The sequence below is a fragment of the Halorubrum distributum JCM 13561 genome (genome assembly GCF_000337395.1).
Taxonomy (GTDB): domain Archaea; phylum Halobacteriota; class Halobacteria; order Halobacteriales; family Haloferacaceae; genus Halorubrum; species Halorubrum distributum.
This window is the reverse complement of record NZ_AOJF01000057.1, coordinates 141,186-157,327: the sequence shown is the minus strand read 5'-3', so window position 1 is coordinate 157,327 and position 16,142 is coordinate 141,186. Positions and strand designations below refer to the sequence as shown.

General features: G+C 70.4%; 15 protein-coding genes. 5 read left to right on the top strand and 10 right to left on the bottom strand.

Features of this window, described 5'->3' with window-relative positions; all coding sequences use genetic code 11:
- Positions 1 to 137 precede the first annotated feature (137 nt).
- Both C470_RS14180 and C470_RS14175 read left to right on the top strand, forming a co-directional pair.
- Positions 138 to 1,322: a branched-chain amino acid ABC transporter permease gene (locus tag C470_RS14180; RefSeq protein ID WP_008368099.1), complete on the top strand. Its 1,185-nt coding sequence runs from the start codon at positions 138 to 140 to the stop codon at positions 1,320 to 1,322.
- Between the two features lie 128 nt (positions 1,323 to 1,450).
- On the top strand, positions 1,451 to 2,527 hold the full coding sequence (locus C470_RS14175) for a 3-oxoacyl-[acyl-carrier-protein] synthase III C-terminal domain-containing protein (protein ID WP_008368097.1): 1,077 nt from the start codon (positions 1,451 to 1,453) through the stop codon (positions 2,525 to 2,527).
- Positions 2,528 to 2,965: 438 nt separating this feature from the next.
- On the opposite strand, the gene C470_RS14170 is transcribed toward C470_RS14175, so the two are convergent.
- The 4 genes from C470_RS14170 to C470_RS14155 all read right to left on the bottom strand — a co-directional run bounded on the left by C470_RS14170 (position 2,966) and on the right by C470_RS14155 (position 6,800).
- Positions 2,966 to 3,373: a MaoC family dehydratase gene (locus C470_RS14170; protein WP_008368094.1), complete on the bottom strand. Its 408-nt coding sequence runs from the start codon at positions 3,371 to 3,373 to the stop codon at positions 2,966 to 2,968.
- Positions 3,374 to 3,473: 100 nt separating this feature from the next.
- Positions 3,474 to 4,706, bottom strand: coding sequence for an FAD-dependent oxidoreductase (locus C470_RS14165; protein WP_008368092.1), 1,233 nt, complete (start codon positions 4,704 to 4,706; stop codon positions 3,474 to 3,476).
- Positions 4,707 to 4,883: 177 nt separating this feature from the next.
- A complete protein-coding gene (locus C470_RS14160) occupies positions 4,884 to 5,117 on the bottom strand; it encodes a YgaP family membrane protein (RefSeq protein ID WP_007345996.1) in 234 nt (77 codons plus the stop codon).
- A gap of 78 nt (positions 5,118 to 5,195) precedes the next feature.
- On the bottom strand, positions 5,196 to 6,800 hold the full coding sequence (locus C470_RS14155; RefSeq protein WP_008368089.1) for a cryptochrome/deoxyribodipyrimidine photo-lyase family protein: 1,605 nt from the start codon (positions 6,798 to 6,800) through the stop codon (positions 5,196 to 5,198).
- A 105-nt stretch (positions 6,801 to 6,905) separates the two neighbouring features.
- On the opposite strand from C470_RS14155, the gene C470_RS14150 reads away from it, so the two are divergent.
- From C470_RS14150 to C470_RS14140, 3 genes are all read left to right on the top strand, one after another.
- Positions 6,906 to 7,262 (top strand): hypothetical protein, encoded by a 357-nt coding sequence (locus C470_RS14150; RefSeq protein WP_008368087.1) that lies wholly within the window; start codon positions 6,906 to 6,908, stop codon positions 7,260 to 7,262.
- Positions 7,263 to 7,346: 84 nt separating this feature from the next.
- On the top strand, positions 7,347 to 9,245 hold the full coding sequence (locus C470_RS14145) for a S9 family peptidase (protein WP_049908791.1): 1,899 nt from the start codon (positions 7,347 to 7,349) through the stop codon (positions 9,243 to 9,245).
- A 273-nt stretch (positions 9,246 to 9,518) separates the two neighbouring features.
- Positions 9,519 to 10,724 carry an inorganic phosphate transporter gene (locus C470_RS14140; protein WP_008368083.1) on the top strand — a complete coding sequence of 402 codons (1,206 nt, stop codon included), beginning with the start codon at positions 9,519 to 9,521 and terminating at the stop codon, positions 10,722 to 10,724.
- Positions 10,725 to 10,734: 10 nt separating this feature from the next.
- On the opposite strand, the gene C470_RS14135 is transcribed toward C470_RS14140, so the two are convergent.
- The 6 genes from C470_RS14135 to C470_RS14110 all read right to left on the bottom strand — a co-directional run bounded on the left by C470_RS14135 (position 10,735) and on the right by C470_RS14110 (position 15,656).
- Positions 10,735 to 11,166 (bottom strand): universal stress protein, encoded by a 432-nt coding sequence (locus C470_RS14135; RefSeq protein WP_007997205.1) that lies wholly within the window; start codon positions 11,164 to 11,166, stop codon positions 10,735 to 10,737.
- Positions 11,167 to 11,243: 77 nt separating this feature from the next.
- Positions 11,244 to 12,116, bottom strand: a complete 873-nt coding sequence (locus tag C470_RS14130) for a sulfurtransferase (protein ID WP_008368081.1) — start codon at positions 12,114 to 12,116, stop codon at positions 11,244 to 11,246.
- 139 nt (positions 12,117 to 12,255) lie between these two features.
- A complete protein-coding gene (locus C470_RS14125) occupies positions 12,256 to 12,681 on the bottom strand; it encodes a universal stress protein (protein ID WP_004597972.1) in 426 nt (141 codons plus the stop codon).
- A gap of 69 nt (positions 12,682 to 12,750) precedes the next feature.
- Positions 12,751 to 13,737 carry a Gfo/Idh/MocA family protein gene (locus C470_RS14120; RefSeq protein WP_008368079.1) on the bottom strand — a complete coding sequence of 329 codons (987 nt, stop codon included), beginning with the start codon at positions 13,735 to 13,737 and terminating at the stop codon, positions 12,751 to 12,753.
- An 84-nt stretch (positions 13,738 to 13,821) separates the two neighbouring features.
- A complete protein-coding gene (locus tag C470_RS14115; RefSeq protein ID WP_008368077.1) occupies positions 13,822 to 14,415 on the bottom strand; it encodes a GNAT family N-acetyltransferase in 594 nt (197 codons plus the stop codon).
- Positions 14,412 to 15,656 (bottom strand): ornithine cyclodeaminase, encoded by a 1,245-nt coding sequence (locus C470_RS14110; RefSeq protein WP_008368075.1) that lies wholly within the window; start codon positions 15,654 to 15,656, stop codon positions 14,412 to 14,414. The genes C470_RS14115 and C470_RS14110 overlap by 4 nt, the downstream gene beginning before the upstream one ends.
- Positions 15,657 to 16,142: the final 486 nt, after the last annotated feature.

Here is a 16,142-nt window from a genome sequence, read left to right as displayed (position 1 = left end):
CCGACGAGGAGGCGCCGGTCGACACGGACGCTCCCGCCGACGGGGAGGCGCCGGTCGACGAGGGAGATCCGATCCCGCCGTCGACCGCGACCGGCGGCATCCGCGAGTACCTGCGGGACCACGTCGTTCACGCGGCCGTGATCGTCGGGTTCCTCCTGTATCCGCTCGTCTACGAGGCGCTGCTCGCGACGCCGGCAGCCCCGTTCGCGGAGGCGTTCCTCCCCGCGGTCACGTTCATGGTCGTCGTGCTGTACATGGGGCTGTTCGCAATGAGCTTCGACTTCGTCAGCGGCTACACCGGCTACCTCTCGTTCGGCCACGCGGCCTTCTTCGGCACGGGCGCGTACTTCGTCGTCCTCGCCGCGAACGGGCAGGTGCCGGGGATCCCCGGGGGGACGCCGTTCATGATCACCCTGCTGCTGGGCGCGGTGCTGGCCGGCCTGCTCGCGCTCGTCATCGGGTCGGTGTCGTTCCGGCTCACGGGCGTCTACTTCGCGATGATCACGCTCGGGTTCGCACAGGTGATCTACGAGCTGATCCGCTCGTGGGGGTACGTCTCGACGAACCCGACCGAGGGCACGACGGTGAGCGGCGACGCGCTCGCCATCGGCGTCCCCTACGTCGACGCGCTGAGTCTCGACGTGGGGCGGCTCACCGGGGAAAGCTTCGAGAACCTGATCGGGCTCGGGATCGACCTGTCGGCGACGGTGGTCTCGTACTACGCGCTCGGGATCGTCGTGGTCGGCTGCTACTTCGCGATGCAGCGGATCGTCCACTCCCCGTTCGGGCGCGTGATGATCGCGATCCGGGAGAACGAGGAGCGAGCCCGCGCCGTCGGCTACCCGACCTACCGGTTCAAGCTGGCCGCGTTCGCCATCAGCGGCTTCTTCGGGGCGATCGCGGGGGGCATCTTCGCCGCCTACTCGCGGTCGGTCGCACCCGACGGCACGTTCTACTTCCTCGTCACCGCCGACGCGCTGATCACGACGATCATCGGCGGGTTCGGCACCCTCGCGGGACCGATCTACGGCACCCTGTTCAACCAGGGGTTAGAGGACGTCCTCTCGACCGAGAGCGGCGGGATCGCGACGCTGCTTCGAGAGGGGCTCCCGGCGAGCGTCCTCGAAGCGGACCTCTTCGGGGTCAGCCTGGAGCTGTTCGTCAACACCGCGGTCGACGGGCGCGCCCCGCTGTACCTCGGGATCGTCTTCGTGCTGTTCGTACTGTTCGTCCCGAACGGCATCCTCGGGACGCTGCGCGACCGGCTCGGCGGCACCGTCGGGAAGCGGCTCCCGGACCACCTGCGGCGCTACCTCCGATAGCGTCGCGGGCCCGCCGCGCTGTCGCGGCGGGACGCTGAACGGCGAACACCCTGCGATTCGGACTCACGACACATGATAGACACCACGCGACACGACGAGTCGAACAGCGACCGACGCGGAGGCGACCGATGACGGTCTCGATCACCGGAATCGGGACGTACGTCCCGGACGAGACGATCACCGGCGAGGCCATCGCGGCCGAGAGCGGGATCCCGGAGGAGGTCGTCGTCGAGAAGATGGGCGTCCGCGAGAAGCACGTCTGTCCGGCCGACGGCGACCACGCGACCGACATGTCGGTGAAGGCGGCCGAGGAGGCGCTGGCGGACGCGGCCGTGGATCCGACGGACCTCGACGTCGTCGTCTACCACGGCTCCGAGTACAAGGACCACGTCGTCTGGTCGGCTGCGGCGGCGATCACCGATCGGCTGGGGGCGACGAACGCGTACGCGACCGAGAGCTACACGCTCTGTGCGGGCGCACCGATCGCGCTCCGACAGGTGACCGCCCAACTGAAGACCGAGCCGATCGACACCGCGCTGCTCGTCGCCGCCAGCCGCGAGGAGGACCTCGTCGACTACGGCAACGAGGACAGCTCCTTCATGTTCAACTTCGGCAGCGGGGCGAGCGCGTTCGTGGTCGAGACGGCGGACGGCGGCGACGAGTCGGGCGGCTCCGGCGACGAACCGAGCAACGACGCCGCGCCCCTCGACGGCCGCGCCCGGTCCACGGTCCACGCGAGTGCGGCGGAGACGGACGGCTCCTTCGCCGACGACGTGGTGATGCCCGCGGGCGGGTCGAAGCGCCCGCCGAGCGAGGAGACCGTCCGCGGTGGGCTCCACACGCTCGACGTCCCCGACCCCGAGGGTATGAAAGAGCGGCTCGGCCCGGTGTCGCTGCCCGCCTACCTTTCCGTCGCCGACACGGCCCTAGAGCGGTCGGGGTTCGACCGCGACGACCTCGACTTCGTCGCGCTCACCCATATGAAACGGTCGTTCCACGAGCGCGTCCTCGACGAACTGGGGCTCGACCCGGCGACCGACGGCTACTACCTCGACGAGTTCGGCCACGTTCAGAGCGTCGACCAGGCGCTCGCGCTCGAAGCGGGCGTCGAGACGGGTCGGCTGGAGCCGGGCGACCTCGTCTGCCTGCTCGCGGCCGGCACGGGGTACACGTGGTCCGCGACCGTGGTCCGGTGGCGCGGCTGACCGTTTATAAATAGCGAGGCGCGGGGCGTGTCCCGCGTCCCCGTAGGGCCGTCGGTTCGAACCTCTTTGCGCGGTTTCGCGAAACGGCCGCTCGTTTATAAATGGTTGCTAGCGATTCGGCGACAAACACTGTCAAAGCCCCAGCCGCGAGGCGGGCGCACGCTCGCTGCGCTCCTCACTCGGTCGCTACCGCTCCCTCGTTGCGGTGCTTACATCGCCTGCGCCCGCCTCGCGACTGCCCCTTTGAGTCCCACCCCACACCTCACTCCTCCCCAACCTCGCCGCTCGCTCGGGGCTCCCTACGGTCGCCCCCGTCGCTCGCGGCGTCCCTCGCGCGTGCTCCTCGCGTCTTTCGGACGCTCGGAGGCACGCGCCACCGCCTCGGCTCGTCGCTTATTTATAAACAGTGCCGACCGGGCGTCTGCTGCCACCAGTCAGTTACTCGTCGCCGTGCGGCACCGACAGCACCGTCGCCTCGCCCGAGAGGACGCGCTCGTCGCGCTCGGGGACGGTCGCGGTCGTCTCGACGGCGAGCCGGTCGCCGCCGAGGTCGTCGATGACGCTGACGCTCGCTTCGACCGTCTCGCCCGGATAGACGGGCTTCTCGAAGGAGATCTCCTGCGAGAGGTAGACGATGTCTCCGGAGAGCCGAGCGAGCGCGCCGGAGACGACCGCGGCCGATAAGATTCCGTGCGCCACGCGGCCGCCGAACATCGTCTCGGCGGCGTACTCGTCGTCGAGGTGGATCGGGTTCTCGTCGCCCGAGAGCGCTGCGAACGCCTCGATCGTCTCCTCGGTCACCGGTACCTCGTTGGTCGCCGTCTCGCCGACGGTCGCGACTGGCATACCGATCGGTCTCGCCGGCGGTGCCTCAACCCCGTGGTTCAGCCTCGAACCCGCGTCGGCGTTGCGGGGTGATCCGGGCGAGCTCGGGCGCCTCTCCGAGTTAGTCGTCCGCCGGCGCGCCGACCACGTCGGAATCCGTGGGGTTCGCCCCGCCGTACTCGGCGACCAGTTCGTCGAGCCGCTCGGGGTCGTCGGCGTGCGCGAGCGGTTCGCTCGCGGTCTCACAGGCCGCGTCAACGCCGAGGCGGTCGCAGACGCGGTCGACGGTCGTCTCGGCCATCTGCCGGTAGGTGGTCAGCTTCCCGCCCACGACGCTGTAGAGCCCCGCGGCGCCGTCGCGCTCGTGGTCGAGCAGCGTGAACCCGCGGGAGATCCCGCGTCGGTCCTGTCCGGCCTCGTCGGGCTCGTAGAGGGGTCGAACGCCCCACCAAGTCCGCACGGTCGGCGCGTCCGCGACCGCGGGGAGCATCGCGGCGCACTCCTCGACCGAGCGCTCGACTTCCCAGTCGGCCGTCTCGTAGTCGTCGGGATTGGAGACGGGGACGCTCGTCGTTCCCAGGACGACCTCGCCGTCGTGGGGGACGACGATGTCGCCGTCGTCGGGGTCGCGACACCGGTTCAACACCGGGCCGAGCCCGTCGTACTCCACGGAGACCATCACGCCGCGGCTCGGGGCCATCCCGACCTCGACGCCGGCCATCTCCGCTATCGAGTCCGCCCACGCGCCGGTGGCGTTGACGACGACCTCGGGCGACAGCGCGTCGTCGACGTCGCCGCCGACCCGGACCGAGTCGACCGCGCCGCCGGTGACCGTCACGTCCTCGACCGGCGCGTGCGGGTGGACGCTCGCCCCGCGGCGCTCGGCGTCCGCGGCGTTGGCGGCGACGAGCCGAGACGGGTAGATGACGCCGTCCGGAACCCGAAACGCCTCCGCCACGTCGTCCGCGATTCCCGGCACTACATCGCGGACGGCGTCGACGTCGAGCCGTTCGGGCTCGATCCCGATCGCCTCGCAGGCCGCGAGCTTCTCCTCGAAGTAGTCGGGGTCGTCGTCCGCGAGCCGGACGAACAACCCCCCGGTCTCGCGGACGCAGGCCCCGGCGATCTCCCGGAGCGTCCGGTTCTCCTCGATGCATTCGCGCGCCCCCTCCGCGTCGGCCTCCGCGTACCGGGCGCCGCTGTGGAGGAGCCCGTGCGAGCGCCCGGAGGTTCCGCTCCCGAGCCCGCCGCGGTCGACGAGCGTCGCGTCGACCCCGCGGGCGGCGAGGTCGCGGGCGATCCCCGTCCCCGTCGCGCCGCCGCCGATCACGAGGACGGTCGGGTCGTCGGTCACGCGTTGCTCACCTCGGTCGTGCGGGAGAACAGGTCCGCCACGGGACGCCGCCTGCTCGGGTCGCTGTCGAACATGCTATCAATACGCACTCCGAACACTTGAGGCTGCTGTCAGGCGGCGATAAAAGCAGTTTATCGAGCCCTCTCCGGACCGATTAGTGATTCTCCGCGACTGCTCTCAGCGCGACCTGCCGGCATCCGCGGGACAGGTGTCGACGCCGATCAGGGCGTACAGGCCGCAGGTCCCGGTCGCGGCGGTCGCGAGCATCGCGATCGCGACGACGCCCAGTATCGGCGCCGCGAGGGCCGGAAGCGGCGCGGCGCCCGCGAGCGTCGCTATCGAGGCGGCACCGGCGACGGCGCCGACGGCGGTCCTGACGCGCTTGTCCATCGCACCGACGTTTTGGTTCATAACGCACAATACGGCACACGGCCGTATGAACCTTTCCACAGTGTCTCGACCGCGTCCGAGACCGCGGCCGGTCGCCCGTCAGAACTCGTCGAGGTCCGTTTGGGCGGGGCCGCCGTCGACGTCCGCGTCCGATTCCCCGTGGTCTGCCGCGATGGAACTGGCTGCGTCGAGTCCGCCCGAGAGCGACGCCCGCCGGGCGATCGCGTCGTCGCCGAGCCTCTCGGCCGCGGCGGGGTACGCCGCTCCGTAGCGCTCGCGGAACTCCTCCCGGGCCGCCTCGTAGTCGACGACGGGGTACGGGTACGCCTCGCCGATCTCGATCCCGACCTCGCGCTGAACTGCGAGCGGGGCCTTCTCGGGGGCGTCGAGGTGTGCGGCCGGCAGCGGGTCGAGCTCGGGGACCCACCGCGTGACGAACTCGCCGTCCGGGTCCTGATCGCGCACCTGCTTTCGCGGATCGTACAATCGCAGACCGGGACGGCCGACCAGCCCGCACTGCGACTGCCACTGGGTGTAGTTGATCGCGGGGTCGCCGTCGATCAGGTGCTCGTAGAAGTGGTCCGCGCCGATCTTCCAGGGCTGCTGGAGGATGTGGAAGTAAAACGAGGCGCACAGCGCCCGCATCCGGAAGTTGAGCCACCCCGTCTCGCGCAGGCAGCGCATGCTCGCGTCGACCATCGGGAACCCCGTTTCGCCGCGCTTCCACGCCGCGACGAGGTCTGGGTCGTGTCGGTCGCGGTTGAACCCCTCGTAGACGGGGTTGACGGCGCGGTCGAGCCACCCCGGCCAGTCGAGCAGCTTCTGCGTGTAGTGGCGGTTCCAGAACAGTCGCGAAACGAACATCGACTTGCCGCGGCCGTCGGGCGCCCGCTCGTCGACGTGTCGGTGGACCTCGCGGACCGAGAGGCAGCCGAACCGCAGATAGGGAGAAAAGCCGCTCGTCCCCTCCAGAGCGTCGACCGGCGAGGAGATCGATCCGGGATACTCCGCAATCCGGTCCGTAAACGCCCGGAGCCGCTCTTTGGCGGGGCCGCGTCCCCCGGTCGGGACGCGCGTCTTCGCCGGCTCGGTCCCGTACGCGTCGGCGATCCGCCCGGGGGAGATCCCGGTCTCGACGCCGTCGACCGCGACCGACCGGGGGTCCCAATCGAACGGGTCGCCCGCGAGCCACGACTCGACGCGGTCGCTCCACCCCTCGCGGGGGCGGTCCGCGTCGCGCACGAGTCCGTCGCCCGCGACGAACCGGACGCCGAGTCGCTCGCGGGCGCGCTCGTCGCGTCGCCGCCCGTACCGGCCGGTCGGGGTCGCGCTCGCGACCACGTCCCAGCCGGCGTCGGCGAACCGACCGAGGACCTCGATCGGGTCGCCGTGCGCGTACGTCAGTCCCGCGCCGTCGACGTCGCGGTACTGGCGGTCGAGGTCGCGCAGGCAGTCGTGGAGGAACGCGATCCGGGCGTCGCAGGCCGCGCCGCGCTCGTCGTGGAACCCGGGGTCGAAGACGAACAGCGGGAGGATCCGGTCGGAGTCGTCGGCGGCCGCCGCGAGCGCCGGGTTGTCCGCGATCCGAAGGTCGGAGCGGTGCCAGACGACGGTTCCGGTGTCGGCGTCGCCCGTCCGGGAAAGGGAGCGGACCGCCTCGGCCGCTGGCGCCGTCGGAAGGGGAGCGTCGGCGGACGGACCCATCTCGTTTCAGGCTTCGTCGCGTCCGGGCAAGGGTCTGTCGGCGAACCGTCGGCGCCGTCGGTAACTGAACAAAATACATTTACAAAAAAGCTACAATAAACGTCCGTGAACCGGGCCCTCCGCTACGGTGTCGCCCTGACCGTCGGCCTGTCCGTTGCCGGTCTCGTCGCACGCTTCGGTAACGGTGACCACTTGCTGGCCCCGTCGGTCTTCCTCATCTACGCGGCCACGACATCGCTCGTCGTCGCCCACCGAGGGACGTGGCGAACGTTCTTTGGCACCGATCCGGACCGGAAACAGCGGGTCCTGGGAGCCGTGAGCGGCGGTGTCGCAGGGGGAGCCACGAGCGCCTTCGTACAGATCTCCGTACCGGCCGCGACCGCGGCGTTCGGACTCATGGTGTTCGGAATGGCGATCACCGTCGCCGACTTCACCCACCGGTCCGAGTCGACGCCCGACTGAAACCCGCTCGTCGCCCACCGCGCCGCGCGCACCCACCGATACCCGGGAAACGTTCAAGACGTTTCCGCCGCCTGTATGATCCGGATGTCAGACTCAGGCGAGACCGACGTACTGCGCGAACTCGCGAAGCTGCCGACGATCGCGAGCCCGCGCGTGTCCCCGGACGGAGAGACCGTCGCCCTCTACTACGACGTCACCGGCCGCAACGAGCTCCATCTCTGTGACCCGGAGGACGGGTCCTTAGAACAGCTCAGCGACGGCGACGTTCCCCGGTCGGTCCGCGCCGGGTTCGAGTGGGACCCGAGCGGCGACCGACTGTTCTACCACCGCGACGAGGGCGGCGACGAGCAGCACGACGTGTGGGCGATGTCGCTCGACGGCGAGAGCGAGCCCGTCGTCGAGATGGACGGGCAGATCCGCCTCCACGACGTGGGCGAGGACGGGGAGACCCTCTTGCTCGGCTCCAGCCGCGACGGACAGATGAACCTCTACCGCCACGACGTGCCGGGCGGCGAGACGACGAAGGTCACCGACTACGAGCGCGCCGTCGCGGCCGGCCAGCTCTCTCCCGAGGGCGACCGGATCGCGTACATGACGAACGAGACCGACACCTACGAGAACAGCGACGTGTACGTCGCCGACGGCGACGGGTCGAACGCCCGGAACCTGGAGATCGGCGACGTGGGCGCGGAGTCGGTACCGATAGACTGGGGCCCCGACGGTGACCGGCTCCTCGTCGGCGACAACACGACCGATCTCGGTCGCGCCGGGGTCGTCGACCTCTCCGGCGGCGTCGACGACGCGACGGTGACCTGGTTCGGCGACGGCCAGTTCGAGGAGTCGCCCAGCCACTTCCTCGACGGCGGCGAGCGCTTCGTCGCCGGGCGGACGCGCGGCGCGGTGACGGTCCCCGTAGTCTACGACGTCGAGTCCGGCGAGGGCCGCGAGCTCGACTTCCCGGCCGGCGTCGCGAACGTGGCGGAGGGCCGCCTCGGCGACGACCGCCTGCTCGCGTACCGCACCACGTCGAGTAAGCGGCTGGAACTGGTCGCATACGACCTCGACGCGGACGCCACGGAGACCCTGTTCGACGCCGAGTACGGCCCGTTCGATCCGGACGACTTCGTCGAGCCGGAGGCGGTCTCGTTCGCCTCCGACGGCGTCCCCGAGACGCCGGCGCGCGCGGTCGACCACGACCCGTACGAGGAGTTCGAGATCGAGGGGCTGCTGTTCGACTCGGGCCGACGCCCCTCGCCGCTGATCGTCAACCCGCACGGCGGCCCGCGACACCACGACATGCGGCGGTTCAGCTACCGCGTCCAGTTCCTGCTCTCGCGCGGCTACTCCGTGCTTCAGGTGAACTACCGCGGCTCCACGGGGCGCGGCCGCGAGTTCGTCCGCGAGCTGTACGACGACTGGGGGGGCGCAGAGCAGGGCGACGTGGCGACCGGCGTCGAACACGTCCTCGACGAGTACGACTGGCTCGACGAGGACCGCGTCGCCGTCTACGGCGGCTCCTACGGCGGCTACTCCGCGAACTGGCAGATGGTCCAGTATCCGGACCTCTACGCCGCCGGGGTCACGTGGGTCGGCGTCAGCGACCTGTTCGACATGTACGAGAACACCATGCCGCACTTCCGGACGGAGCTCATGGTGAAGAACCTCGGCGAGCCCGATGAGAACGAGGCGATCTACCGCGAGCGCAGCCCCGTGAACTACGTCGAGAACGTCGACGCGCCGCTCCTGATCGTCCACGGCGTCAACGACCCGCGGGTCCCCGTCTCGCAGGCCAGAATCTTGCGGGACGCGCTCGACAACGCCGGCTTCGAGGAGGGCGTCGACTACGAGTACGAGGAGCTCGGCGAGGAGGGCCACGGCTCCGGCGACATCGACCAGAAGATCCGGTCGCTGGAGCTGCTCGACGACTTCCTCGACCGCCGGATCGGCGCGGAGCGGACCGCGGTCGCCTCGATGGACGACTAGCGGGGCACGGGCGGATCGCTGCCGTCGGGACCGGCGGAACGGTCCCGGAACGGTCGGAGCGGTCGCCTCTGACGGACCCGCGCACGCCGGACGGCGCGGGCTGGATTTCGGCCCGGGACCGCATGCTGCCGACCGAGTCGAGCCGTGTTCGAAGCGCGCGAGGACCGCCTCGAAGCGACCCGGCCGGCGCCCGTCCGCCCAGGCTTATTTAGCCGGCGCCGTCGTCGGGGGGAGTAACATGGCTCGATCGCTCGTCGAGGGGGTCGCGTGAGCGTGGCCGGCGTCGGCTTCTGGGCCCTCGTCGCGTTGGCGACGCTGACCAGCCTCGCCACGGCGTGGGCGCTCGGGGCGAACAGCAACTCGCCGCCGTTCGCCCCGGCGATCGGCGCCAACGCCATCTCGACGATGCGGGCCGCCTTCCTCATCGGGATCCTCGCCGCACTCGGCGCGCTCACGCAGGGCGGAGCGATCTCGGAGACGGTCGGCGCGGGGCTGATCGACGGCGTCCAGATAACGTCGCTGGCGGCGACGGCGGGGCTGCTCACCGCGACCGGGTTCATGGCCTTCGGCGTCTCCACCGGCTATCCGGTCCCGGCGGCGTTCGCGACGACGGGCGCGATGGTCGGCGTCGGGCTCTCGCTCGGGGGCGACCCCGCGATCGACACCTACCGCCGCATCGCGCTGTTCTGGGCGCTCGTGCCGCCCGTCTCCGGCGGGCTCGCGTACGTCACCGCCACCCTCCTCCGGCGCGACGACATCCCGGAGACGGTCGGCGTCCCGCTGCTCGCGGCCGTCGTCGGCGGTATCGTGGCCAACGTCCGGCTGGGTGTCATCCCCTCGCCGCCGGACGCGGCCCAGAGCTCTCTCGCGGGGTTCATCGCACGAGGGGTCGACGCGCCGACGGTCGCCGGAATCGATCCCGTGACGGTACTCGTCACGCTGCTCGCGGCCGCGGCGTGGTTCGTCGCCGTTCGGCGCCGGACGCAGGCGTCCGCCGAGGGCGGTATCCGGACGTTCCTCCTCGTCCTCGGGAGCGTCGTCGCCTTCTCCAGCGGCGGCAGCCAAGTCGGGCTGGCGACCGGCCCGCTCGAGAACCTCTACGGCGCCGAGCTCGGGCTGCCCGGCATCGTGCTGCTCTCGCTCGGCGCCGCCGGCATCCTCACCGGTGCGTGGATGGGCGCGCCGAAGCTGCTCCAGGCGACCTCGCGCGAGTACGCGCAGCTCGGCGCGCGGCGGTCGATCGCCGCGCTGGTCCCCGGGTTCATCATCGCGCAGGTGGCGATCGCGCTCGGGATCCCCATCTCGTTTAACAACATCATCATCTCCGGGGTCATCGGCGGCGGGCTCGCCGGCGGCTCCGCGGGCGTCTCGCGGCGCAAGATCGGTGTCACGCTCCTCTTTTGGGGGATCACGCTCGTGGCCTCGATCGCGATCGGGTACGGGCTCTACGCGGCCTTCGCCGCGGTGCTCGGCGGGTGAAGAGGGTGACTCAGCGCACGACCGTCACGGTCACGGGCGCCTCGCCGACCACGTTCGTCGCCACGGTGCCGAGCAGCCGTCTCGCGACGCGGCCGCGCTCACCGCCGTGTCCGCCCATGACGACGCGGTCGACGTCGTGGGCGTCGACGTACTGTAGGATCGCCTCCGCCGGGTCGCCCGTCCGCACCGCCGTCTCGACGCGGCGATCGCGCTCCGCGGCTCGGTCGGTCGCCCGGTCGACGATGCGGTCGGCCCGCTCGCGCGCGCTCTCGCGGCGGCTCTCGCCGGCGCCGAGGACCCCGCCTTCGCTCATCGGCGCGTCGAGCGGCGTCACCACGTTCAGGACGGTCACTCGACAGTCGAAGAGTTCGAGCGCGTCGTCGAGCGCGTCGGCGGCCAGTGGCGATCCGTCGAGGGGAACGAGGACGTGAGACGCCGCCATGCGACGCCTTGCCTCCCCAGATACATATCGCCGGTGATCGGTCGCGCGGTGCGGGGACGGGCGACCGCGGGGGTCGCTTACTCGCCCGTCTCGATCGGCGCGCCGACGAGGTTGCCCCACTCGGTCCACGAGCCGTCGTAGTTGCGGACGTCGTCGTAGCCGAGCAGCTCGTGCAGGAGGAACCACTCGATCGACGAGCGCTCGCCGACGCGGCAGTAGGTGATCGTCGACTCGTCGCCGTCGACGCCGGCCTCGCTGTACAGCTCGCGGAGCTCCTCCGCGCTCTTGAACGTGCCGTCCTCATTCAGCGTGGTGCCGATCGGGACGTTGCTCGCGCCGGGGATGTGCCCGCCGCGCTGGGCGGTCTCGTTGAGCCCCTCGGGGGCGATGACCTCGCCGGAGAACTCCTCCGGCGAGCGGACGTCGACCATCGGGATCCCCTCCTCGATCGCCTTGTCGATGTCGTCCTTGTACGCGCGGACGCTCTCGAAGGGGCCGCGGGCTTCGTAGTCGCGCGGCGTGAAGTCGGGCTCCTCGGTCGAGAGCGGGTAGTCGTTGGCGACCCAGTACCCCTTCCCGCCGTCGATCACGCGGACGTCGTCGTGGCCGTAGTACTTGTAGATCCAGTAGCCGAACAGCGCGAACCAGTTCGGGACGCGGCCGCCGCCGTACACGACGACCGTCGTGTCGGCGTCGATGCCGCCCTCGCCGTTTCGGGCCGCGAAGTCCTCCTTCGAGACGATGTCGCGCTCGGTCTCGTCGGTGAACACCGCGTCCCACTCGAAGTCGAGCGCGCCGGGGATGTGACCCTCCTCGTAGGGCGTGTACTCCGACTCGTCGGTGACGGTCGGGTTGTTGATCTCGACGAGCCGGTAGTCGGAGTCGTCGTCTTGGAACCGGTCCAGGTGGTCTTCGACCCAGTCCGCCGTGACGAGTACGTCTTCTGTCATCGGCGGTACTACGGCCTAACGCCGTTTTGAACGTCCGATAATGGCGGTTCTTTCCGGCGCCTGTGACAGCCGGATCGCCGCGCGAAAACGGAAAATTCGACCGCTTCGCGGCCGCTCAGTCGTTTTATTCGGCTGACACCTACCGGATCACCGTCACGGGCACGTCGGCCTTGTCGACGACGCTCTTCGCGACGCTGCCGACGACCTGCTCGCGCTCCTCCGAGAGCCCGCGGTGGCCGACGTAGATGGCGTCGACGGGCTCCTCGACCGCGTACTCGGTGATCGCGTCGGCCGGACGCCCCGTGAGGAGCTGGGTCTCGACGTCGATCGACTCGTCGCCGACCGCCTCCTCGGCGATGCTCCGGGCGCTCTCTAAGACTCCCTGTCCGGCCTCGACGGCGGCCTCCTCGCCCGGGAGGACGATCGTTCCGTCGACCAGCTCCGAGTCCGGCGTCAGCACGTGGGCGATCTCGAGCGTCTCGTAGAACGCGACCGCCTGACGCGCCGCGTATCGGACGGCTTCGTCGCTCTCCGTCGACCCGTCGGTCGCAACGAGGTAGCTCATACGCGGTAATGGACCCGTGAGACACATAACTCCTGCCGGGCGTTCCCGGGCCGCGACTCCGCGGTCGGGTTATCTCCTGTCGCCCGCACCGAGGTGAACCCGGTCCCCGTCCGAGGCGTGGATCGCTTCGAGCACCTCCTGAACGCGCGTCGCCTCGGCGAAGGAGACGAGGTCGCCGCCGTCGCCGTCGACCGCGCTCGCGAACTCCGTCAGGAGCGCGCGCACCGTGTCGCCCCGCTCGTCGACGAGCGTCTCCTCGTCTTCCCGGCCCCGGTTCCGCGCGAGCCGATACCACTCCGTCAGCGACAGCGACGCGTCGTCGCCGACGACCGTGACGCTGTTCTCCTCTTCGCCCTCGTGGTCGCAGAGCAGGTCGATCGTCCCGCGGACGCCGTCGGCCCGGAATATCCCCGCCACGTCGTCCTCGTAGGCGTCGGGTCCGGAGTAGCCCACGTCGGCCGAGACGGAGTCGATCGGCCCGAACAGCTCCTGGACGCCGAACAGGAAGTGCGTCCCGACCTCGCGCAGCGGGCCGCCCTGCTCGCGCGACTCCAGCCACGCCACGTCCTGCCACTCGCGGGGCCACTCCGGGAACCGGAACCGGAGCTCGACCCGACGCGGGTCGCCGATATCGCCCGCGGCGACCGCCTCGCGCAGGCGGACGAACCCCGGCGTGTAGCGGAACGGGAGGTTCACGGCCGTGACGCGGTCGGTCTCCTCGGCGAGCGCGACGAGTTCGCGGCCCGTCTCCGCGTCGGCCGCGATGGGCTTCTCGCAGATGACGTGTTTGCCGGCCGCGAGCGCGTCGGCGACCACCTCGCGGTGCGCGAGCGGCGGCACGCCGACGTACACCGCGTCGAGGCCGTCGCGCTCGACGAGCGAGGCGTGGTCGGTCGTCGTCGCAGTGCGGTCGGTACCGTGGTCGGCCGCCAGCGACGCCGCGCGGTCCGCGTCGAGGTCGCAGGCGGCCGCCAGTTCGTAGCGGTCGTGCTCCGCGACGGCGGCCGCGAGTCGGTTCCCGATGACGCCGCAGCCGACGATCCCGATCTGTATCACGGCCGTCGAGAACGGGCGAGCGCGCTTGTAGCTTCGGGAGTCGGAACGGGAGGTCGGGCCGACCGCGGTCGCGCGGCCGTGACGTCAGGCGTCCTCCAGCGGCCGCGCGACCATCTCGCCCCACGGCTCGAAGCCGTGGCGGTCGTAGAACCCCTTCGCGCGCTCGTTCGTGGGGTCGACGTCGAGGACAATTCGGTCGAGCGGGAGGTCCTGATCGGCCGCGAGCGCGAGCGCGGCGTCGATCAGGTCGTCGGCGACGCCGGTGCCGCGGTAGTCGGGGGCGACGTAGATCTCGTTCAGGACCGCCGCGTCCCAGATCATCGCGGTGCGCTCGGGGAGGACGAAGACGTAGCCGACGACCGCCTCCGCCTCGGGTTCGTCTCCGGCGTCCGCGTCTCCGGCGTCCGCGTCTCCGGCGTCCGCGTCTCCGGCGTCCGCCTCCCCGTCATCCGCGCGCTCGTCGACCGCGACGGTCACGCACCGCGGGTCAGCGTCGACGCAGCGGTCGACCCAGTCGAGCCAGCGCTCGCGGTACGCGTCGGTGAGCTTCCCCTCGTAGGCGGCCGCCTTCTCGTCGCCGCCCGTGTTCTCGCCGAGGCCGCGCTCGAAGGCGAGCTTCAGTTCGTAGAGGCCGTCGGCGTCGCGCTCGCGGTCGTAGGGGCGGAGTTCGACGCTCACGACTCGCCCTCCAACACGAACTCCGCGAGCGTCGGCACGAACGTCCCGATGTCGGTGACCATCCCGATCGCCTGCGCGGAGCCGCGGTCGAGCAGCTGGGTGACGGTGGCCGGATTGATGTCGACGCAGACGGTCTTCGTCGTCGACGGGAGGCAGTTCCCGACCGCGACGGAGTGGAGCAAGGTGGCGAGCATGATCACGAGGTCGGCGTCGTGGGCCTGCTCGCGGATCGCGTTCTGGGCCTCGACCGCGTCGGTGACCGTGTCCGGGAGCGGGCCGTCATCGCGGATCGACCCCGCGAGGACGGTGTCGACGTCGTTCACCACGCACTCGTACATCACGCCCTCCGTGACGATTCCCTCGTCGACTGCCGCCTCGATCCCGCCGGCCCGGATGATCTCCGAGATGGTCCAGATGTGGTGTTTGTGGCCCTTCCGCGGGTGTTCGAGCGTCTCGACGTTCATCCCGAGCGAGGTGCCGTAGATGGAGCGCTCCAGGTCGTGCGTGGCGAACCCGTTGCCCGCGGAGAGCGCGTCGACGTAGCCCGCCGCGACGAGGTCAGCCAGCGCGTCGCCCGCGCCCGAGTGGATCACGGCCGGCCCCGCGACGACCATCACGTTGCCGCCGTCCTCCTTCACCGCGCGCAGCTCCTCGGCGACCTCGCGGATCGTCGACTCGGAGGGGCGCTCGGCGGAGACGCCGCCCTGCATGAAGCCGAACGCGCCGCCGCCGCTCCGCGGGCGCTCGGGGGGGTTCACGCGGATTCCCGACTGGTCCGTCGCGACGAGGTCGCCCTCCTCGACCGCGTTGAGGGTCTTGGTGTAGGCGCGGGGACTCTCGCCGGAATCACCGCCGGGGTCCACCACCAGCGCGCAGTCCATCTCGATCCGCTCGACGTCGATCCACTCGCCGTCGTACAGCACCTCTGTCGGGTGGTTCGTCGTCGAGTAGAAGTTCGGCGGCACGACCTTGTCCGCGGGCGCCGCGACGAGGTCCACCTCGGAGGGGTCCTCCAGTACGGCGCCGTTCTGGTGGAGCTCGTGGAGGATGTCCCGCAGCGTCTCGGGGTCGTCGGCGGAGACGGTCAGCCGGCAGTACGACTCCTCGGTCTCGTGTTTCCCGACGTCGAACTGCTCGACGTCGAACGAGCCGCCGAGGTCCATCACCGCGCCGAAGCAGCGCTGCATCGTCCCGCTGTCGATGATGTGGCCCTCGAGTTCGACGGTCCGCGAGTGCGTCATACGGGGGCGTCGCGCCCGCGGGGGAAACCCGTTTCCCTCGGGCTGTTACGACTCTTCGACAGAGAGGATTCCGACGTATCTCGCGCGGTACGGAAACGTCGGCGAACGGTAGCGAGGGCGTATGAACCGGTGTCGTTGATCGGTTACTTATAAACCGGATCGTGGTATTGCGTCGGCTATTTATACGTGACCGATGGCGCGGTGACGATCTCCAAAGCCACAGTCGCTCGTTTATAAATACTTGATCGCGGATCGACGGAGACAACCTCCAAAGCCCCAGCCGGGAAGCGGGCGCACGCTCGCTGCGCGCTTCGGTCGCTCACTCCGTTCGCTCCCTCCAGTGCTTGCGTCGCCTGCGCCCGCTTCCCGGCTGCCCCTTTGAGTCCCGCCCCGCACCGCACGGCACAGCGCCTCACACCTCCCCAGCCTCGCGGTTCGCGCTCTTCGAGCGCTCACCGCTCCCTCGCGCGTGCTCCTCGCGCCCGA